This is a genomic window from Geodermatophilus sp. URMC 64 (assembly GCF_053502555.1).
Window position 1 is genome coordinate 4,619,771 of record NZ_CP199955.1, and the last position, 18,836, is coordinate 4,638,606.

General features: G+C 71.6%; 19 protein-coding genes, 1 tRNA gene and 1 pseudogene. 8 read left to right on the forward strand and 13 right to left on the reverse strand.

Features of this window, described 5'->3' with window-relative positions; translation table 11 throughout:
• Positions 1 to 55: 55 nt before the first annotated feature.
• The 3 genes from ACWIYF_RS22505 to ACWIYF_RS22515 form a co-directional block, all read right to left on the reverse strand.
• Positions 56 to 892, reverse strand: a complete 837-nt coding sequence (locus ACWIYF_RS22505; protein WP_448625046.1) for an ABC transporter ATP-binding protein — start codon at positions 890 to 892, stop codon at positions 56 to 58.
• The gene (locus ACWIYF_RS22510; RefSeq protein ID WP_448625047.1) at positions 889 to 3,648 is read right to left on the reverse strand and encodes an ABC transporter permease subunit; all 2,760 of its coding nucleotides are present in this window, start codon (positions 3,646 to 3,648) and stop codon (positions 889 to 891) included. The genes ACWIYF_RS22505 and ACWIYF_RS22510 overlap by 4 nt, the downstream gene beginning before the upstream one ends.
• A 411-nt stretch (positions 3,649 to 4,059) precedes the next feature.
• A complete protein-coding gene (locus ACWIYF_RS22515; protein WP_448625048.1) occupies positions 4,060 to 5,271 on the reverse strand; it encodes an ABC transporter substrate-binding protein in 1,212 nt (403 codons plus the stop codon).
• Positions 5,272 to 5,834: 563 nt separating this feature from the next.
• Here ACWIYF_RS22515 and ACWIYF_RS22520 point away from each other — a divergent pair.
• The 6 genes and pseudogenes from ACWIYF_RS22520 (at position 5,835) to ACWIYF_RS22545 (ending at position 9,591) form a co-directional block, all read left to right on the forward strand.
• Positions 5,835 to 6,224 (forward strand): hypothetical protein, encoded by a 390-nt coding sequence (locus tag ACWIYF_RS22520; protein WP_448625049.1) that lies wholly within the window; start codon positions 5,835 to 5,837, stop codon positions 6,222 to 6,224.
• 543 nt (positions 6,225 to 6,767) lie between these two features.
• Positions 6,768 to 7,820 (forward strand): WD40 repeat domain-containing protein, encoded by a 1,053-nt coding sequence (locus ACWIYF_RS22525; protein ID WP_448625050.1) that lies wholly within the window; start codon positions 6,768 to 6,770, stop codon positions 7,818 to 7,820.
• Positions 7,821 to 8,009: 189 nt separating this feature from the next.
• On the forward strand, positions 8,010 to 8,315 hold the full coding sequence (locus ACWIYF_RS22530; RefSeq protein ID WP_448625051.1) for a helix-turn-helix domain-containing protein: 306 nt from the start codon (positions 8,010 to 8,012) through the stop codon (positions 8,313 to 8,315).
• Between the two features lie 81 nt (positions 8,316 to 8,396).
• The gene (locus ACWIYF_RS22535) at positions 8,397 to 8,594 is read left to right on the forward strand and encodes a hypothetical protein (RefSeq protein ID WP_448628806.1); all 198 of its coding nucleotides are present in this window, start codon (positions 8,397 to 8,399) and stop codon (positions 8,592 to 8,594) included.
• Between the two features lie 73 nt (positions 8,595 to 8,667).
• Positions 8,668 to 8,817, forward strand: a pseudogene (locus ACWIYF_RS22540) (tyrosine-type recombinase/integrase); the annotation flags it as partial.
• A gap of 57 nt (positions 8,818 to 8,874) precedes the next feature.
• Entirely contained in the window at positions 8,875 to 9,591 is a 717-nt protein-coding gene (locus tag ACWIYF_RS22545) for a site-specific integrase (protein WP_448628790.1), read from the forward strand.
• A 92-nt stretch (positions 9,592 to 9,683) separates the two neighbouring features.
• Here the strand turns inward: ACWIYF_RS22545 and ACWIYF_RS22550 are convergent.
• From ACWIYF_RS22550 to ACWIYF_RS22595, 10 genes are all read right to left on the reverse strand, one after another.
• Positions 9,684 to 9,756 (reverse strand) — tRNA-Ala (locus ACWIYF_RS22550).
• 114 nt (positions 9,757 to 9,870) lie between these two features.
• Positions 9,871 to 10,281: a VOC family protein gene (locus ACWIYF_RS22555; protein ID WP_448625052.1), complete on the reverse strand. Its 411-nt coding sequence runs from the start codon at positions 10,279 to 10,281 to the stop codon at positions 9,871 to 9,873.
• Positions 10,282 to 10,301: 20 nt separating this feature from the next.
• Entirely contained in the window at positions 10,302 to 10,715 is a 414-nt protein-coding gene (locus ACWIYF_RS22560; protein WP_448625053.1) for a helix-turn-helix domain-containing protein, read from the reverse strand.
• An 18-nt stretch (positions 10,716 to 10,733) separates the two neighbouring features.
• Positions 10,734 to 11,384, reverse strand: a complete 651-nt coding sequence (locus ACWIYF_RS22565) for a M23 family metallopeptidase (protein WP_448625054.1) — start codon at positions 11,382 to 11,384, stop codon at positions 10,734 to 10,736.
• A gap of 238 nt (positions 11,385 to 11,622) precedes the next feature.
• Entirely contained in the window at positions 11,623 to 12,555 is a 933-nt protein-coding gene (locus ACWIYF_RS22570) for a nucleoside hydrolase (protein ID WP_448625055.1), read from the reverse strand.
• A 41-nt stretch (positions 12,556 to 12,596) separates the two neighbouring features.
• Complete coding sequence (locus tag ACWIYF_RS22575; protein WP_448625056.1) at positions 12,597 to 13,652, reverse strand: hypothetical protein; 1,056 nt, start codon at positions 13,650 to 13,652, stop codon at positions 12,597 to 12,599.
• Complete coding sequence (locus tag ACWIYF_RS22580) at positions 13,649 to 14,320, reverse strand: SCO family protein (protein ID WP_448625057.1); 672 nt, start codon at positions 14,318 to 14,320, stop codon at positions 13,649 to 13,651. The genes ACWIYF_RS22575 and ACWIYF_RS22580 overlap by 4 nt, the downstream gene beginning before the upstream one ends.
• Positions 14,317 to 15,030 (reverse strand): YcnI family copper-binding membrane protein, encoded by a 714-nt coding sequence (locus ACWIYF_RS22585; protein ID WP_448625058.1) that lies wholly within the window; start codon positions 15,028 to 15,030, stop codon positions 14,317 to 14,319. The genes ACWIYF_RS22580 and ACWIYF_RS22585 overlap by 4 nt, the downstream gene beginning before the upstream one ends.
• A gap of 31 nt (positions 15,031 to 15,061) precedes the next feature.
• Positions 15,062 to 16,822 carry a copper resistance CopC/CopD family protein gene (locus tag ACWIYF_RS22590; RefSeq protein WP_448625059.1) on the reverse strand — a complete coding sequence of 587 codons (1,761 nt, stop codon included), beginning with the start codon at positions 16,820 to 16,822 and terminating at the stop codon, positions 15,062 to 15,064.
• Positions 16,819 to 17,463: a zf-HC2 domain-containing protein gene (locus ACWIYF_RS22595; RefSeq protein WP_448625060.1), complete on the reverse strand. Its 645-nt coding sequence runs from the start codon at positions 17,461 to 17,463 to the stop codon at positions 16,819 to 16,821. Before ACWIYF_RS22595 ends, ACWIYF_RS22590 begins: the two co-directional genes overlap by 4 nt.
• Before the next feature lie 70 nt (positions 17,464 to 17,533).
• On the opposite strand from ACWIYF_RS22595, the gene ACWIYF_RS22600 reads away from it, so the two are divergent.
• On the forward strand, positions 17,534 to 18,079 hold the full coding sequence (locus ACWIYF_RS22600; RefSeq protein WP_448625061.1) for a sigma-70 family RNA polymerase sigma factor: 546 nt from the start codon (positions 17,534 to 17,536) through the stop codon (positions 18,077 to 18,079).
• A gap of 137 nt (positions 18,080 to 18,216) precedes the next feature.
• Positions 18,217 to 18,834: a DUF47 domain-containing protein gene (locus ACWIYF_RS22605; protein ID WP_448625062.1), complete on the forward strand. Its 618-nt coding sequence runs from the start codon at positions 18,217 to 18,219 to the stop codon at positions 18,832 to 18,834.
• The last annotated feature ends 2 nt before the right edge of the window (positions 18,835 to 18,836 follow it).

Here is an 18,836-nt window from a genome sequence, read left to right on the forward strand (position 1 = left end):
GACGGAAACGGGGCCAGTGCGCAAGCGCACTCACCGTCGGCCGGTTCGGGAGGGCTCACTGTTCGTCGCGACCCATGTACGTCTGGAAGAGATCGGTGTCGGCCAGTGCGGCGGCCGGTCCGCTGTGCACGACCCGGCCGCGACGGAGGACGTAGGCCGTGTCCGCCAGGGCCAGTGCGCGCGAGACGAACTGGTCGACCAGTAGCAGGGACGATCCTTCCTCGACCAGTTGGCGCAGGAACGCGAAGATCTCGTCGACGACGATCGGCGCGAGGCCGAGGGAGGCCTCGTCCACCAAGACGAGGGACGGGCGCCGCACATACGCGGCCGCCATGGCCAGCATCTGCTGCTGACCACCGCTCATCGTCCCCACGATCTGATCGAGTCGCTGGCCCAGGATGGGAAAGGCCGTGCGGGCGCGATCAACCGCCTCGTCCTCGGCCCCTCGATGCGACTGGAGGAGCAGGTTCTCCTTCACCGTGAGTCCGCGAAAGACTCCACGCCCCTCGGGCACCAGGCAGAGCCCATCGGCCGCCCTGCGATGGGCCTTCACCTTGGTGATGTCCCTGCCCTGCATCCGCACCGTGCCACTGGTCGCCGGCAGGAACCCCGACACGGTGCGCAGCAGGGTCGACTTGCCGGCGCCGTTCGGTCCCAGCAGGGCCACCGCCGTCCCTGCAGGCACGGTCAGGGAGACGTCCCACAGCACCCGCGTGCTCCCGTAACCGGCGGACAGCCGCTCGACGTAGAGGGCGGCAGCCCTCGTGCCATGGTCGCCGTGTGCCGCATGGGCCTCGCCCATCACAGCCTTCGCGCGCATAACGTCCGACGCCTCCCCCTGGCCGAAAGCATGTGCAGTCAGCGGCCGGTCCGGGGCCGCGCCGGTCGTCACGAGACACCTCCCGCGGGGCTGTGGCTCACCGTGGCTTCCGCGGCCATCTCGAGTTCCGCGTCGACCTCACCCAGGTAGGCGGCTTGGACGACGTGACTCGACGCGACCTCCGCCGGCGTGCCCTCGAAGATCAGACGTCCGAAGTCCAGGACGTACAAGTAGCTGCAGATCTCCATGACGAGCCCCATGTCGTGCTCCACCAGCAGGACGCCGATGCCGCGCGAGGCGACCACTCGCTCGAGGATCTGGCCGAGTCGCGCGCTCTCCTCCTGGTCCAGACCTGATGACGGCTCGTCGAGCAGCAGGACGTCGAAAGGACCGGCGAGGCACCGGGCCAGCTCAACGAGACGCCGTTGGCCCGTGGACAGGGCACCGACCTGCTCCTGCGCCAAGTGGGCGATGCCGCACAGCTCCATGGCGTCCGCCGCGCTGCGGCGGGCCTCGCGCCACTCGGCGGGTCGAGCAGCGAACTGACTGATGACGTTGGCGCCGGCCTGAGACGCCTCGTGCCCCAGGAGCACGTTGTCCTCAACAGTGAGCGTCTCGCACAGCTCCATACGCTGGAAGGTCCGCCCGAGACCGAGGCGTCCTCGGGCAGCCGGCGGGGCCGTCGTGACGTCCCGGCCGTGCAGGCTGACCGTTCCCTCGAAGCGGCGGTTCAGCCCGCTGCAGGCGTTGAAGGTCGTCGTCTTGCCCGCGCCGTTGGGTCCGATCAAACCGGTGATGCGGCCCGTCGGCGCCTCGAAGGTCAGGTCCTCCACAGCGTGGATGCCCCCGAATGTCACCCGCAGGTCACGCACGGCCAGACCGGTTCGGTCCGCCGACAGCCGGATGGGCTCCGATTCCTCCGGCGCGAGCTCCTCGGGCGCCGTGCTCGCCGGTGCCACGGCTGCCGCGGGCACGCTGCGCCGCCCACCTGCCCGATCCAGCAGCTCGCGGAGCCGGCGCGGCATCGGAGGCGTGCCGCCCTCCATGCCCACGAGCACCGCGAAGACGCCGAAGATCGTGTTGATCACGTGAACCGTGTCCCCACCGGGGATGTAGCCCGGCAGCACGCTCGACACCGCCACCAGCGCGTACCACGGCTCGGCGAACGGAGCAAGGGCGAGCATCGCCAGCAGGAGCAGCGAGTAGAAGGGCTGGAAGGCGGCGTCGGCACCGACGGCGAAGCCTCGGGAGACCCCTAGAAGGACGCCGGCAAAGCCGGCGATGAAAGCGGACGCGCAGAAGACGATGAGTTTGCTGAGCTGGGTGCTCAGGCCCAGCGACGTGACTGCGGTCGGAGAGCCGGACATGCCCTGCAACATGCGGCCGAGGCGGCTGCGCTGGATGACGACGAGCAGGACCGAAACGACCACGAGGGCGCCGAGGACCACGTAGTAGAAGTCCTGAGCAGTCGGCGCCCACTCCGGCCGAGGCATGCGGCGGCCCTCTGCGACCGTGGTGAACATCCAGGGCTGTCTGTAGAACAGCTGCTGGACGAGGATGCCGAATCCGAACGTGGCCAGCGCGAGAAACAGGCCGGAGAGCCGGATCGCCGGTAGGGCGATCAGTGCGCCGACCGGCACGGCGACCAGCGCGCCGAGCACGGCTGCCGCGAGCCAGGGCAGGCCGAGGTCGACGTGGAACTGGGAGAAGGCGACAGCGCCGATGGCCGCGAACGCGGCGTGACACAGCGAGACCTGACCCGAGGTACGGACCAGGAGACCGAGCGACAGCAGGAGGATCGCGGTCACCAGAGCGACGATCCAGAAGGAGAGCTTGCCCCCGACCATCTGCGGCACGAACAGAGCAGGCACCAGCAGGAGGATGCCGAGACCCACCCGCAGACGCGTCGGCGCACGGTACTGCAGCGGCGGGCGCACCTCCGCCCGTCCAGGCCCTGCCAACTTGGACTTGGGCAGGACCAGCAGCACCGTGAACAGGACGAGGAAGGGCAGGGCCGACGGAAGGCCCGTCAGCCACGGGATGTCGAGGACGAAGTTCTTCGACATGTCGGCGGCGACCCCGATGAGAATCCCGCCGAGGAAGGTCAGGGGAACGCTGGAGAACGCACCGATCGCGGCAGCGCCGAAGGCCTGGACGACGAGAAAGGTCAGGCCGATGGCGTCGAGCCCGATGATCGGGATCACCAGCACCCCGGAGAGCGCCGCGAAGGTCGACCCGATGATCCACGCGACCCGACGGACGCGCTGCGGGTCGGTCCCGCGCATGGCGAGCAGGTCCGGGTCGTCCACGACGCCTCGCATGGCCACACCGGTGCGGGAGAAGCGGAAGAGCGCGTAGAGGGCGGCGACCGCGATCACCGCGACGGCGGTGATGATCACCTGGTCCCCGCCGATGACGACGCCGCCCAGGGTGAAGGTCTCAGTGCCGTACGGCAGGTACTGAGGCACTCGGATGGGATTGGGTCCGTAGACGATCGAGGCGAGACCCTGAACGGCGAGGATGAGTCCCACGGTCGCGACGATCTGCAGCGCGATGCGCTGAGGCGCCAACCGGGCGGCGATCCTCTCCATGACCAGACCCATCAATGGGCCGAGCACCACGACGGCGATGAAGAATGCCCAGCCCCACTCGAGCTCCAGCTCCTCCTGCAGCCCGTAGAAGACATAAGCGGCGAGCGTGGCGAGGGCGCCGTGTCCGAAGTTGAACAGCCCTGATGTCTTGTACGTGAGGACCAGGCCGGTACCGGCGAGGCCGTAGATCGCGCCAGCTGCGATGCCGCTGACGATGAAGGGCAAGAGGTGGCTCATGGAAGTCCCGTCCTTGTCCGGCACATCTACGCCTGGCCGGTGCCGTTGAAGAAGGGCTCGGCGCGGATCGGCCGAGTCTCCTTGCGGTGCGCCTGCGACAGTCTCGAAAAGAGTGTACTAAACGGCACTCTATGGTCAAGTGCTTTGGCGAGCCGGAACGAGCGCGGGGTGGCCCACCAGGCGCCCCCGACGGCCTTGGCCGGCTCCCGTCGCCCAGATGGCCGACCGCTACCGCATGCGGCGAGCACGGCAGCGACGACAGGGTTCGCACAGCGACCATCGGTTCTTCGGCCGGTGCGCGTGGCAGCGGATCGAGACACGTCTCATGCGGTACGCGCGACGCACGACCGCCCGGACGATGAGCCATCGACGCTGGGGGGACGGGCGAGACCGCCCGTCCCCCCAGCGTCATCAGCCGGCGGGTTCCTCGCAGACCGGATCCCCCACATCCGGGTCAAACTCGCCGTCCTCGAACTGGTAGAGCCAGTAGCAGCTGATCGTCGGTGACGGCTCGCCGGGCGAGAAGGACACGGGCTGAGGAAGCAGCCCGTCGAGAGTCTCATCCGAAAGGGCGGCGTAGGCGTTGGCGACGGTCTGGCGGGTGACGTTCTCGTCCTCTCCGATGCCCGAGAGAGCCTTCTTGAACAGCTCGCCGGCAGCCCACGCGCCAGTGGAGTAGGGGCGCTCCCAGGAGCTCTCCTCGACGCCGTACTCGTCCATCGCGTCGCGGTATTCCTGAACCGGCTCGGAGTCGATCCACCACGGAAACGCGTTGATTCCGCCCGCCATCCGGATGTCGGGCACCTCGTACAGCTCAGGCCCGAGGGTCGAGTTGGACGCGCCGAACCAGCCCTCGTATCCCTGCCTGATGCAGTCGCCGGCGAGTTTGGCCCCCGATGTCGCCTGCAAGGAGACCTGAAGGTACTCGGTGCCGCGGTCAATGATCTCCAGGCACTCGGCCGTGTAGTTCGGCGCCGTGGAGGCCACCTGAAGGGCGCCGGTGTAGTCCACCCCGAGGTCCTCGGTGGCCGCCTCGAACACCGGGGCCGCCGCGAGACAGGAGGGGTCCTCCGCGCACGCCACCGCCGCGACCGACTGGGCCCCGACATTCACGGCGGCGGCGACCTGCAGGTTGACCGCGTGGGGGAACGACGTCGTGAGCATGTTCCAGTTCGGAAGGGCTCCCCAGACCGTGGGGTTGTAGCCGTACCCGCCGACCACGGCGAGGTCGGACTCGGCGAACACGTCCCCCACCGCGCCCTCGGTGATCACACTGAGGTGCACCACCCCGACGACGGACGGGTCCGCGACGAGCCCCTCGGCGCCGGCGACGGCCGTCGCCGGGTCCCCGCGCGTGTCCTCGACCCGGAGTTCCACCGGGTGACCGCTGATGCCTCCGTTGTCGTTCGTCCAGTCTGCCCAGGCCTCGAGCACTTCGAGAGCCTCCGGATCCCCCTGGACGATGGGGCCGGACGCGTTGGCCAGTACGCCGAGGACGACGGGAGACCCCGACAGATCCGCGCCGGAACCGCCACCTCCGTCGTCACCGCAGGCCGCGGTGAGCAGCGCAGCGACCCCAACGACCGCGATGCCGCGACCTCGAAGCTTACCGGTACGACGCATCTGTGTTCCTCCGACGACAAGGGTGAGGCGAGCGGACAGAAGAGTAGACGGAACCGTCACTTCTGTACAGATCTCGTATACTCTTTCTCGGCATGGCTACGGAGCGTGGCCGCCGCCTGTTGCTCGAGTGCGGGCCGGAGCTTCGCTCGTCGACAGCCCGACCTCCGTCCCAGGGGCAACGGCTCCGAAGGCGTCGGCATGACCACGATCGCCGTCGTCGGCAACCCCAAGCCGCACTCCCGCGCGCGCGGCGCCGCCGGCCTTGTCGTCGAACGGCTCACCGGCGCGCCGCCGGACCGCGTCATACACGTCGTCGGGCTCGGAGCCGGCCTGCTCGAGTGGGGCGACCCCGCGGTGGCAGAGGCCGTCGCCGCACTGAAGGCCGCCGAGGTCGCCGTCGTCGCCCAGTCCTACCTACAAGGCAACGTACACCGGCCTGCTCAAACTGTTCCTCGACCAGATCGCCACCGGCGACCTGACCGGCGTGGTCGCCGTCCCGCTGATGCTCGGTCGGCGGACCCACCCACGCGCTGGCCCCCGAGCTGCTGCTCAAGCCGGTGCTGGTGGAGCTCGGCGCGACCGCGCCGACCCGCGGCCTGTACCTGATAGACAAGGTCTGGGACGACCCGGCGCAGCTCGACCCGTGGCTGGCCGTCGCGAAGCCGCAGATCGACGCAGCCCGCACGATCGGACGGGCTGACTCCGCCGGCGGCACCGCCCAGGCCTTTTCACGGTGCTCATCGGTGACGACCCGGCCAGCGAGGTCTACGTCCGCAACAGGCTCCCGGGCCTGCATCGCGGCCGGCATGGCCGACCGGCACCGTCAGCTGCCCCGCGAGGTCGACCAGTCGACCGCCGCCGCCTTGGTCGACGAGCTCGCCGCCGATCCGGAGGTCTGGGGGCTCCTGCTGCAGCGGCCCACGCACCGGCCAGTTCGCGAACGCGATCTCTAGCTGGCCCGTACAGTGTGCCGGTCCATCAAGGCGACCAGCCGCGCGAGGCCGCCGTCCGGGCCCGTTCTCGCGTCCCAGGTGAGCAGCACCTCGTCCTGGGCAATTCCGTCGACGCGGAGGTTGTGGGCGGGTTGGACGTAGCGGGACCACTTTAGACCTGGTTGTCGCGCCGCTGAGTGGTCCGCAGGGTGCATGCCCTCCACTCAACTGCTCATGAGTAGAGACATGATCAGGTCGGTGCGCCTGGGCATTCGAGGGGTCCCCGAAGATCTGCAGCGCGCTGACCTGCACGCACGATGTGTACAGGCGGCCTCGTGTACCCATCGAATGCAAGACCCGGGTTGACAAGCCAGGGGGCGCGTGCATACATACAGTGTCCTTTATCGCCCCGGCGTTGCTGTCGCCACCCGCCGCCGACCGATCGCGACGCGCAGAGATGACGGGTGACTGCGATTCGGCTTCAGGCCGTAGCCAACGCCCGGAAGAAGGGAATCACGGATCGTGATAAGACGAACTGCGCAGGTCCTGGCGAGTGTGGCAGGAGTGCTGCTGGCGGCAGCAAATATCCCAGCGGCAACTGCGGACGCAGTCGCCGTGTCGCCTAGTGAAGAAGACGTTGGGCGCGCCGACCGGACGCCGGATGGTGATTGCGAAGCAGACGGGCCTATCGGGTTCATCTGTGGGCAGAACAACCCCGAGGACCTGGCCGATATCCCTGGCTCGCCGTGGGTCATAGCCTCGACGTACTCGACCACCGCCGACGACGGTTACCTGTCCGCGCTCCACCAGAGGAACGGCTGGAGCGTGCGGCTCTACCCCGATGAGTCGGCGGGCACGGCCCCTGACAACACGTACAGCGGATGTTCCCAGAAGCCCGACGCCTACAACTCACATGGCATCGGCCTGCTGCCCGGCAGGAATGGAGTCCACACGCTGGCCGCCGTTCGGCACAAGGGACGGGACTCGATCGAGATCTTCCGCGTGGACGCGCGTGGTTCCCAACCAAGACTCACCTGGGTCGGATGTGTTCTCGAGCCTGCTGGCCACGACGTCGATTTCAACTCTGTTGCATGGCTGCCCGACGGTGGCCTCGCGGTGACCGGGTTTGCGACGAACAACGTCTGGGAGTGGCGCCCTGGCACTGGCTGGTCCGAGGTCCCGGGAACCAGGGGCATCGACCAGCCCAACGGGATCGAGGTCTCGCCGGATGGCAGGTGGCTCTACATCGGCGCCTACGAAGGCCGGACCATTTACAGGATTTCGCGTGAGAGTACCCCTGAGCCCACGACCACGCTGCCAGTCGACTTCAAGATCGACAACCTCCACTTCGACGATCACGGGCAAATCCTCGCTGCTGGCGCCGAAGCGACGCCCGAGCAATCACGGGATTGCGCCCTCCTAGGGCAGTGTGCCGGTGTGACATCACGAGCCATCCGTGTCGATCCGGACCTCAGCGAGGTGGAACCGCTGTTCACCTACCCGGCGAATGATCGATTCGGAATGGCAACGACAGCGATTCAGGTGCACAGCCGGATCTGGATCGGCAGTTTCGGACCGAGCGTCGCAGTGATCAAGGACCGAGGTCGACACCGCTGAACCGCCGCATGGCGTCACGAGGTCGCGCCGCAGGGTGTGCCCTGGCGCGGATGGCTGCGACACGCCGGTCGGGCGATGGGCAGGCATGGCAGCTCGCGGGTGATCATCAAGGTCCATACGTGAGGATCGTCATGAGGTGCCACGCCTGCTGAGTGACCGTCCACCAAGGTGGGGCCAGGAGACGAGGACATGGGCCATTCGCAGCCGGTCCGCGGCATGCCTGCCGGCGACCCGCTCCTGCTGACGCCCGAGGAAGCCGCACGGGTGCTCCGCGTCGGCCGCGCGACCATCTACACGCTCATGAAGGCCGGCGAGATCCACCCGGTCCACATCGGCCGCAGCTGCCGGATCTCCCGCGCGGAGCTGGAGCACTACGTCCGCCGGCTCGACGCTCCCCCGCAGAGTGCGTCGTCCCGACGGCGCCGACCTCGGCGAACTACCACGGACCAACGCGGCTTGTTCGAGCTCCCGCGCGATCCGGTGGACCGAGCGTGACCTGTGCATTTCCGGGCTTCGGTGTCAGAACACACCGCGACACTCGATGCCGCTTCAGTAAAGCGACGCAGGGAGCGATCGATGACGGACATCGAGGAACGAGACAGCTCCGGTCCGTGGCGTCGGGCGACGTCCGCGAACAGAAAGCGTGCCAGCGGCGAGTCCTCGATCTACCAGGACGAGGACGGTCGGTGGCACGGCTTCGTCTCGATGGGCAAGAAGGAGAACGGCCGACGCGACCGCGGCACGTCTCCGGCGCCAGGCGCGCCGACGTGGTGACGAAGGTCAGGGCCATCGAGGCCAAGCGGGACGCCGGCATGGTGGAGGCGGCCGGCCACCCACGGTCGGCGAGTGGCTGGACCACTGGATCGACAACATCGCGGCACGCAAGGTGCGCGCCAGGACCCTGGAGAGCTACCGAAGCACCGTGCGGCTGCACCTTCGGCCGGGGATCGGACACCTCCGGCTCGACCGGCTCCAGCCCGAGCACCTGGAACGCCTCTACGCCGGGCTCGCCGACAAGGGGCTGAGCCCGGCCTCGACCCTGCGGGCGCATCGAGTGCTGTCCCGCGCCCTGCGCGTCGCGACCCAGCGCGGCAGGGTCGCGCGCAACGTCGCCACCCTGGTCGATCCGCCGGCCGTGAAGCGGCCGCAAACCGCGTTGCCGCTCAGCCAGCAAGAAGCCAGGCAAGTGATGGCCGCCGCCCAGACGCACCGCAACGCCGCTCGGTGGACAGTCGCGCTCGCCGTCGGCCTACGGCAGTCCGAGGCCCTCGCCCTGCGGTGGGCCGACGTCGACCTGGATCACGGAGCACTCACCGTCCGGCGCGGCCTCCATCGCGTCAGCGGGCGGGGCCTGGTGTACGAGGAGCCCAAGGCCGATCGCAGCCGCCGCACCCTGGCCCTCCCAGCCCCGCTCGTCGAGGCGCTGAGCGCCCACCGGACCGCCCAGCGCGAGGAGCGCATCGCCGCTGGCCCGCTGTGGGAGGACCACGACCTGGTCTTCGCCCAGCCCAACGGCCGGCCGATCGAGCGCAAGTCCGACTGGCGCGCCTGGAAGGCCATCCTGCGCGAGGCAGGCGTGCGCGAGGTCCGGCTGCACGACGGCCGGCACACCGCGGCGACGCTACTGCTGGCCGAGGGCGTCCATCCGCGGGTCGTCATGGAAGTGCTCGGCCACGCACAGATGCGGACGACCACGGACACCTACAGCCACGTGATGCCGGCCCTCGGCCGGGACGCGGCGGACCGGATGGGACGAGCGCTGTGGCACTGAGCCGGCACCGAGATGGCTCCAGTGGCCACCACGGTGGCACCAGAAACGACTCAGGCCGCTCTCCCGTAGGAAGAACGGCCTGATCAGAGGGGTGGAGCTGAGGGGACTCGAACCCCTGACCCCCACACTGCCAGTGTGGTGCGCTACCAGCTGCGCCACAGCCCCGCACGACCCGGTCTGGTGCGTCCGAGCCGTTGGCAACTGTACAGGGCCGCGGCGGCGGTCCGGTGGCAGGGGTGGGTGCGCCGCGTCACGCCGTCCCACCCCTGCCGGTGACGGTCAGCCCTGCTTCATCTGGGCGATGCGGATGTGGTTGCCGAACGGGTCGCGCAGTCCGAAGTCGATGCCGTAGGGCTGGTCGACCGGCTCTTCCGCGATCTCCACGCCCTTCTCCTTCAGCTCCGCGTACGTCTTGTGCGCGTCGTCGCAGCGGAAGAAGAGGTGGCCTCCGGTCGAGCCCTTGCTGAGCAGTTCGCGGACCTGGGCGGCGGTGTCCTGGCTCATCGACGGCGGGCCGGGGACCTCGAGGAGGATTCCCCGGTCGTCGCCGGGGACCTGCACGGTGAGCCAGCGCATGAAGCCGAGATCGACGTCCTCCCGGACCTCCATGCCGAGCTTGCCGACGTAGAAGTCCAGGGCCTGGTCCTGGTCGGTGACGTAGATCTGCGAGGTGCCGAGTGAGTTCAACATGCGCAGAACGCTAGAAGGCCTCACTGACCTGGGGCTTCTCCAAAACTGCTCGGTCTGGTCCAGGCCATGGCGAAGCAGGAGGGAACTGGCGGCAGCGGCCCGCGCCGCCGGTACTCACTCGGCGGCTCGCCGACGATGTCACGGAACACCCGGCTGAACGTGCCCAGGCTGGCGAACCCGACGTCCATGCAGATGTCGGTGACGCTCTTGTCCGTCGACCGCAGCAGCCACATCGCCCGCTCGACCCGGCGCCGCTGCAGGTAGCGGTTCGGCGTCTCGCCGAACGCCGCCCGGAACTGCCGGATGAAGTGCGCCTCCGAGACGTGCGCGATCCGCGCCAGCGTGGGGACGTCGAGCGGCTCGGCGTACGCCCGGTCCATCGCGTCGCGCGCCCGCAAGAGTCGCCGGTTGTTCTCCTCCGACGCCCGCCTCACGGCCGCGATTGGACCAGATCAGACCTCGACGCCGCGGGCGTTCAGCCACGGGAGCGGGTCGATCCGCTTGCCGTCGATGCCGCCCTGGTGCACCTCGAAGTGCAGGTGCGGGCCGGTGGACTGGCCCCGGTTGCCCAGCAGCGCGATCTCGTCGCCGGCCTGCACGTACTGCCCGACCTCGACCAGGATCTTGTCCATGTGGCCGTAGACGGTGACGTCGCCGTTCTCGTGGAGGATGTAGACCGCCAGGCCGAACCCGCTGGCCGCGCCGGCCTTGAGCACCACGCCGTCCATCGCCGCGTACTCGGGCGTGCGCATCGGCGCGGCCAGGTCGATCCCGTAGTGGAACGTGCCCCAGCGGGCGGCGAACGTGCTGGTCAGCCGCGCCCCCTTCACCGGCAGCACCGCCTTGGGCCGCGCGGCCTCCCGGGCGGCGGCCTCGGCCTCCGCGCGGGCGGCACGGGAGGCGGCGACCTCCTCCAGCCGGGCCTGGGCCTCGGCCTCGGTGATCGAGGCCATCGGCATGAGCTCGACGTCCTCGTCGCTGGTCGCCAGCATGTCCTGGGCGGCGAGCACGGACGTCGATTCCGCGGCGGCCTCCGAGGTGCCCTGGAAGCTGATGACCCCGGCGCCCAGCCCGCCCGCGACCAGCGCGGCGAGCAGCAGCATGGGACGGCGCCGGTGACCGGAGGACCGCGTCCTGGAATGGCGTGCCGAACGCTCGAGGAGGTCGGCGTCGTCGTTCCGCGCGCTCATGCACCTGCCCGTCTCGGGGGAAGCGGCCCGGATCCGGGCCCGATTCGGTCGATGCAGATACAAACACCGCGTGATCTGTTCGTGACCCCCCGTGCGGCGTGTCCCGCCTTGACACGCCGTGTGAACCGTCTCACGAATCACACCGGTGTCATCACGGTGCGAAACCGTCAGACCCCACTGCCCGCTCCACGGCGGCGAACCAGGCGGCGCTGAACGCAGCACCGTCGACCTCGGTGACCACCTCGACGCGGCGCTCCCGCGGGTCCGCGCCCCAGTGCAGGACGCCGTCCTCGACCCAGGCGTGCAGCCGTTCGGTGCGGGTGCGCACGCCGTCCCAGCCGCCCGCCACCGCGCAGGCGACGGGGTCGAAGTGGAAGTTCACGAGGTCGTCCGGCAGCCCGGGGTGGGCGCGCCCCAGCTCGGCGTAGCCGGCCTCGTCGCGCCGGGCTTCGCTCTGGTGGGCCAGCAGCTCCCCCACCGGGCCCAGCGCCCGCAGCCGCGGCAGGTCGCGCCCGGTCAGCGGCGCGGACAGCGTCGCCGGCAGCGGCACCAGCGTGAGCCGGCCCGCGGCAGCGGCGACGACCTCGGCGGCCCGGGTGTCCCACTGCACGTTCCAGTCGCGCTCCGGCCCCCAGGCGGGGAACCCAGGCGCGGGCGGGTCCACCCAGCCGCCCATCACCACGAGATCGGCGGCGGACAGCGCGCCCGGCCGCAGCAGCTCGAGCGCCGCGAGATTGGTCAGCGGCCCGATCGCGGCGATCCGCACACCGTCGGCCACCGCCCGCTCGAGCACGTCCAGCGCCGCGCCGGCGGGTGCGGGGCGGGGCGTGGTCGGCGGGAAGAGCGCCTCGTTGGGCTCGGCGAGCTCCCGGGTGGTCAGCGACATGCCCGCGCCCGCGGTCACCGGGACGTCGGAGCGGCCGAGGAGGTCCAGCAGCGCGGCGACGCAGCCCGCCCGCCGTCCGCCGGGGTCGATCGTCGTCGTGATGCCGGCGAGCTCCACGCCCGGCCAGCCGAGCAGCATGGTCAGTGCGCAGGCGTCGTCGGGGTCCCCGCCGAGGTCGGTGTCGAGGTGCAGCCGCATGCCGCCACCTTGGGCCAAAGTGGCCACTTTGGCCCGAGCACTCAGGCGGGGAGGACGGCGTCCTCGCGGGCGGCCGGGCGGGCCGTCTCGCGGAACCGCCGCGCGGCCGCGATGCCGCCGACCACCAGTCCCGCCCCCAGCGCGATGAGCACCGCGACCGCCGCCCGCGCCAGCCACTGCGGTCCGTTGGACAGCACGTGCGCGCTCCACAGCACGTCGACGTCCGGCAGGCCCTCGATCAGCAGCAGCCAGCCGAGCAGCAGGGCCATCAGCCCGGTCATCACGCCGCGCCCGCGCACCGCCGCCCGCAGTCCCAGCCCGGCGACCAGCAGCACCATGGCCGCCGGTAGCAGCGCCGAGACGATCGCGCCGGCGTGCGAGCCGAGCGAGGCCGGCGGCGCCGGCGTCGCCAGCGCGTGCCACAGGGCGGCGACCGCCCCGACGGAGAGCAGCGCCCCCAGCGGCCGCGGCGAGCGGGCCAGCAGCCCGGCGAGGGCACCGGCCAGCGCCAGGACGGCGTACACCGGCCAGACCACCCACGGCGACGGCGGCGGGCTCCAGGTCAGCTCCCCGGCCACCGTCACCTCCTGCCCGCCGTAGAGCATGGGGATCTGCCACTCGAACACCCGGTGGGTGCGCGTGGGGTCGGCGGCGATCGGCGGCGGCAGCTGGCCCTGGCTCATCCAGTGCGTGCGGTGGTCGTGCCACACGTAGGACGGCTCGGTGGAGACCTGCTGCCAGTCCGGCTCGGCGGCGGGGTCGGCGTCCGCCGGCAGGGTGACCCGCCCGAAGCGGTCCAGGTTGATCCAGGTCGCCGGGCTGTGCGCGTTGCGCCAGACGCCGTCCGGGCCGATGCGCAGGTACGGCTCGTCGGAGTAGCCCGGGACGAGGACCTCGGTGTTGCTCGTGTTCACCAGCTCGAACTCGTCCCCGAACTGCAGCACCCGCACCGAGACCCCGGGCATGGCCGGGGTCACCGCGAGCACCCGCCCGTCGAAGTCGCTGCCGGCGGCGCCGCCGCCGACGTGCGCCTGCGCGGGACCGGCCACGAGCAGCGCCGCGATCGCCGCGAGGACGACGAGCAGCACCCGTCTCACGAGCCGGCCACCGTCGCGAGGTCCTCGGCGATGTCGCGCGGGGTGTTGCCGGCGTCGAAGGCCACGTGCGCCTCGTCGTCCGCGCCGTACAGCAGCAGCAGCGACGAGTGCACCTGGCCGTTCTCCTCGGCCAGCGGCACGCCGGCCGACAGCTGCGCCTGGTCGATCGCCGCCTGATCGCCGGTCAGCCCGACGAAGGAGGTCGGCAGGTCGGCGTCGAACCGGTGCAGGTACTCCCCCAGCACCGCCGGCGTGTCCCGCGCCGGGTCCGTGGTCACGAAGACCACCTGGACCTGCTCCGCCGTCGCCGGGTCCATGCCCCGCAGCGCCACGGCGACGTCGGCCATCGTCGTCGGGCAGACGTCGGGGCAGTTGGTGTAGCCGAAGAACAGCAGCGTCGGCCGGCCGCTCGTGGCGCCGGCGAAGTCGTACGGCGCGCCGCTCGTGTCGGTCAGGGTGAACGTGGGCCGCTGGTAGGGCGGGTCCAGGTCGATGCCCGCGTACGCGCCGCGGGGCCCGGACACCTCGGCCGGCGCGGAGCCGTGCCCGTGCGCCGATCCGGCCTGCGACACCGCGGTGTCCCCGGAGCCGCCGGACCCGCCGCAGCCGGCCAGCAGCAGCCCCGCCCCGAGCAGGGCGGCCAGCCGGCCGCGGACAGGGGTGGTCACGAGGACACGGTACGTCGCCCCGCCCGCCACCCCAGGACGACGCCGCCGCCACCGACGAACAGCGCGAGCAGGGCGAGGAAGAGCGCCAGGCCGGCCGGCTCGTTCGTCGTCTCGCCGTCGTGGGTGTGGTCCGCGGCGGCGCTCGTGTCGCCGCTCCCGTCGGACGTGGCGGCCAGCGTCAGCACCGGCGCCGGGCGCTCCGGCTCGGGCTGGCCGGCGACGGTGGGCTCGATCCAGGCCGACTCGGTGCCGTCGCTGTAGGTCTGCACCGCGCTGAAGCTCAGCGAGTCGACGTCCGGGAACTGGCCGAGCGAGAGCGCGAACTCCTGGAACTGCCCCGGCGCGATGCCCGCCCCCGGGTCCGCGGCGAAGTCCACCACCGACACCGCCTCGGTGATCTCGTCGCCGTCCTCCCCCGTCACCGGCGGGTCCAGCTGCGTCCGGGTGAGCGTCGCCGTCCACCCCTGCACCGGCTGGTAGCTCACGAAGGCGAACGGGGTGTCCGCGGGCAGCTGGATGCGCAGCCGCACGGTGCTCGCCGTGTCGCTCTCGTTGGGGACGCGGAAGACGACCTTGCCGAACCCGCCGGCCGCGGCGTCCGGCGAGGACACCGTCACGTGCGCCGAGGCGACGCCGCTGCCGAGGGTGAGCAGGCCGATCAGCGCGGCCAGGACGATGCCGAGCCGGGTGGCCGGGCGGGGCAGGGACACAGTTCTCCTCTGTCGTGGGGGATGGCGCGGGTCAGCGGACGGTGAAGTCGGTGCTCGCCGTACGGGCGGTGAACTCGTCCACGCGGACGGTCACCGTGAGCGTCCATGAGCCGGCCGCGGGGATGGTCATCCCGTCCGCGACGTAGTGGCCGGGGCCACCCGGCAGGAGGGGGACGTCGATCGGGCCGAGCTGCTGCTCGGACTCGGTGATCGTCACGCCGATGTCCGCCGGCTGGGTGAGCTGGCCGGCGTCGTCGAAGAGGTAGACGTGCAGCGTGTTCGGCCCGGTGCTCGCCGGGTCGACCGAGATCTGCACGCTGCCCTCGGACCCGCCGCTGCCCTGCAGCGGCACGGTCACGTCGACCGGCTGGGCCAGCTCGGACTCGGCCGGCGGCGTGCCGACCAGCACCGACGTCACGCCGAGGACGACGAGGGCGAGCAGCAGCTCGACGAGCACCGATCGCCGGAACGGCGGCAGGTCGTCGGCCGCTCCCCGGGCCTGCGCCTTGGCCCGCCGGCCCACGGCGGGGTCCTCGGTCTCGACCGTCGACTCGGCGGCGAAGGCCTGCGCGGTCACCCGGCGGCGGGGCCCAGGCACGCCCAGGTGCTGCTGGACCCACACCCGCGAGACGCCCGCCGCGGCGAGGATCACCGCGACCAGCAGCAACTTGGCGACCAGCAGCCAGCCGTACCTCGTGCCGACCAGGGCGGCCGGCGAGCCGACCTCGCGCACGGACTGGACGATCCCGGTGACGACCAGCGCGACCACCGAGCCGAACGCCAGCCGGGAGAACCGCGGCAGCGCCACCGCGAGCTCGCCGGCCGGCACGCCGGGCCGCAGCAGGCCGGCCAGCAGCCCGGTCAGCCCGCCGAGCCAGACGGCCATCGCCGCCGCGTGCACCGCGGTCACCGGCAGCGCCAGCCCCGGCCACGCGCCGGCGACCGGGTGGCCGACCGCCGCGGTGGTGATCACCAGGCCGGCCGCGGCGGCGCCGTTGAGCGCGAGCATGCGTGCCGACGGCGGCGTCCCGCGGCGCCAGGCCGAGGCCAGCCCGGCGAGCAGGTAGAACGCCAGCAGCGTCCGGACCATGAGGACGACGCCGTAGCCGGTGCCCGCGGTGGTGTCGAGCAGCGACAGGTCGAACACCGACCCGAGCCCCGACCCGGCGGCGTAGGGGCCCTGCAGCGCGAAGCTCGCGAGGGCGCCGACCGCGACGGCGACCGCGCCGGCCTCGCTGAGCCGCCGCAGCCGCTCGGAGCGCCAGCCCGCCGGCCAGCACACCAGCAGCAGCACCGGGATGCCGACGGCCAGCGCCAGGCCGGCGAAGCCGAGCCAGCGGGCGATCGGCAGGGCAGCGGCGATGCCCGGGTCGGCGGCGTCGCCGACGTCGCCCGCCCCGGCGCTGAGCAGCTCGCCCTCGCCGACCACGAAGGAGTACGCGCCGGCGACCGGGTGGGAGTCCGCCGAGATCACCCGGTAGGTGACCAGGTAGCCGCCGTCGGGCAGGTCCGCGCGCAGCGGGATGGTGAGGACATCGCCGTCGACGGACGGCGCCCCGGTGTCGACCCGCGCCTGGCCCGAGTCGAGCACCCGCGCGTAGCCGGCGCCCAGCGAGACGCCCTCGGTGAACGTCAGCGTCACCTGGGCGGGGGCAGCGTCCAGCCGGGCGCCCGACTCCGGGCTGGTCGACTCCAGTTCCGCGTGCGCCGCCGCCGGCCCCGCGACGACGATCCCGGTGAGCAGCCACCCGCCGAGCAGGGCGACGAGCAGCAGTGCCGCGCGCCGCCTCATGCCGCCACCCGGCCCCGGACGGGCGCCGTCGCCGTGCGGCGGCGCCGGCCGCGCCAGGCCATGCCCGCCACGAGCAACACCCCGACGACGAGCAGCAGGTGCAGCACGGCCCGGTCGGCGTGCACGTGGCCGTCGGCCAGGTCGCGCACCGTGACCACGGTGAGCAGGGTCGTGAACGTGCCGAGGAACGGCAGCGCCCCCGCGGCCAGCCGCGGCGCGGCGGCGACGGCCAGGAAAGCCGCGGCCAGCGCCAGGTTCCAGGCGCCGGTCTCGTGCGCCATGTGCACCGGCGCGCTCATCGCCCCTGATCCCGCGGCGAGCGCGGGCCAGGCGATGCCGGCCTGCGCCACCCCGACCGCCAGCAGCGCGAGCCGCAGCGCGGTTCCCACCAGCCTCGCCCGCGCGGCGGCGGCGGTGCCCGGCAGCTCGCGCGGCAGCGCGGCGAGCACGCGCGCGGTCAGGTCCGGCACGGGCGGGGCCGGTGCCAGTCGCGCCCGGCGGGTGACCGCCGCCGTGTCGTCGGCCCAGGCGGCGCACCGGGGGCAGCCGGCGAGGTGGTCGTCGAGGACCCGCTCGGGCATGCCGAGGGCCTCTCCGTCGAGCCGGGCGGAGAGCGCCTCGCGGTAGGCAGGACACTGCATGTGGGAATGGTCGCTCCCCAAAGCGCGGGAGTTCCCGTCCATTCGGCCTCTCCGCAACGAAGATGAGGACGTGGACGAACTCGAGCGGCTCGCGGCGGACGCCGTCGACGGCGATCCGGTGGCCACCGCGGCACTGGTCCGGGCCACCCAGTCCGACGTCTGGCGGCTGTGCGCGGCGCTCGGCGACCGGCAGTCGGCCGACGACCTGACGCAGGAGACCTACCTGCGTGCCTTCGGCGCCCTGCACCGCTTCGAGGGCCGCTCCTCGCTGCGCACCTGGCTGCTGTCGATCGCGCGGCGGGTGTGCGCCGACGCCGTCCGCGCGCGCCGCCGGCGACGGCTGGCCCTGGTCCGGGAGGACGCCGACCTCGAGGCCCTGGCTCGTGGCGACGGCGCCGACCGCGTGGGCGAGGGCGCCGTGGTCAGCGACCTGCTGGGCCGGCTGGACGCCGACCGGCGCGAGGCGTTCGTCCTCACCCAGCTGCTCGGCCTGCCGTACGCGGAGGCGGCCGAGGTGGCCGGCTGCCCGGTGGGGACGATCCGCTCCCGCGTGGCCCGCGCTCGCGCCGACCTGGTCGACGCCCTCGCCGAGCGGAGCGACACGGCCCAGGGCTGAATGAACGTCGGCGGGCGAGAACCTGAACAACAGGTGAACGCCGGGGCACCCGATGATTCACCGTTCGGACGGGTACCTATGCTCCCCGACGGCCTCCGTCCGCCGGCGGCCGTCCCTTCACCGATCCGGAGCCACGCGTGCCCTTCAGCCTGTCGCCCAAGGACTCGAGCTTCTACCCGCTGTTCACCGCATCGGCGGAGAACCTCGTCGCGGCGACCAACGTCCTCTCCGAGTTCATCCACGACCACGCCCGGCGCGAGGAGCTCGCCAAGGAACTCCGCGACCTCGAGCACAACGGGGACCAGTCGACGCACGCGATCTTCCGGCAGCTGAACACCAGCTTCGTCACGCCGTTCGACCGCGAGGACATCTACAACCTGGCCAGCGACCTCGACGACGTCATGGACTTCGTGGAGGCTGCCGCCGACCTGGTGATCCTCACCGGCCTCGGCACGCTGCCCGCGGAGATGAGCCAGCAGACGGCGCTGCTGCAGCGCGCGGCCCAGACCACGGCCGAGGCCATGCCGCGGCTGCGCACGATGAAGGACCTCTCCGACTACTGGATCGAGGTCAACCGCATCGAGAACGAGGCGGACAAGCTCTACCGCCGGCTGATCTCCCGGCTCTACAGCGGCGAGTTCGACGCGCTGGAGATCCTCAAGCTCAAGGAGGTGGCCGACCAGCTCGAGGAGGCCGCCGACGCGTTCGAGCACGTGGCCAACGTGGTCGAAACGATCGCGGTCAAGGAGTCCTGACC

Excerpts from the sequence above, each read along its gene's own strand:
- ACWIYF_RS22510 (WP_448625047.1), bottom strand. The coding sequence starts at position 3,648 with ATGAGCCACCTCTTGCCCTTCATCGTCAGCGGCATCGCAGCTGGCGCG.
- ACWIYF_RS22515 (WP_448625048.1), bottom strand. The coding sequence starts at position 5,271 with ATGCGTCGTACCGGTAAGCTTCGAGGTCGCGGCATCGCGGTCGTTGGG.
- ACWIYF_RS22530 (WP_448625051.1), top strand. The coding sequence starts at position 8,010 with ATGGGCCATTCGCAGCCGGTCCGCGGCATGCCTGCCGGCGACCCGCTC.
- ACWIYF_RS22535 (WP_448628806.1), top strand. The coding sequence starts at position 8,397 with ATGACGGACATCGAGGAACGAGACAGCTCCGGTCCGTGGCGTCGGGCG.
- ACWIYF_RS22555 (WP_448625052.1), bottom strand. The coding sequence starts at position 10,281 with ATGTTGAACTCACTCGGCACCTCGCAGATCTACGTCACCGACCAGGAC.
- ACWIYF_RS22565 (WP_448625054.1), bottom strand. The coding sequence starts at position 11,384 with ATGCTGCTGCTCGCCGCGCTGGTCGCGGGCGGGCTGGGCGCCGGGGTC.
- ACWIYF_RS22570 (WP_448625055.1), bottom strand. The coding sequence starts at position 12,555 with ATGCGGCTGCACCTCGACACCGACCTCGGCGGGGACCCCGACGACGCC.
- ACWIYF_RS22590 (WP_448625059.1), bottom strand. The coding sequence starts at position 16,822 with ATGAGGCGGCGCGCGGCACTGCTGCTCGTCGCCCTGCTCGGCGGGTGG.
- ACWIYF_RS22595 (WP_448625060.1), bottom strand. The coding sequence starts at position 17,463 with ATGCAGTGTCCTGCCTACCGCGAGGCGCTCTCCGCCCGGCTCGACGGA.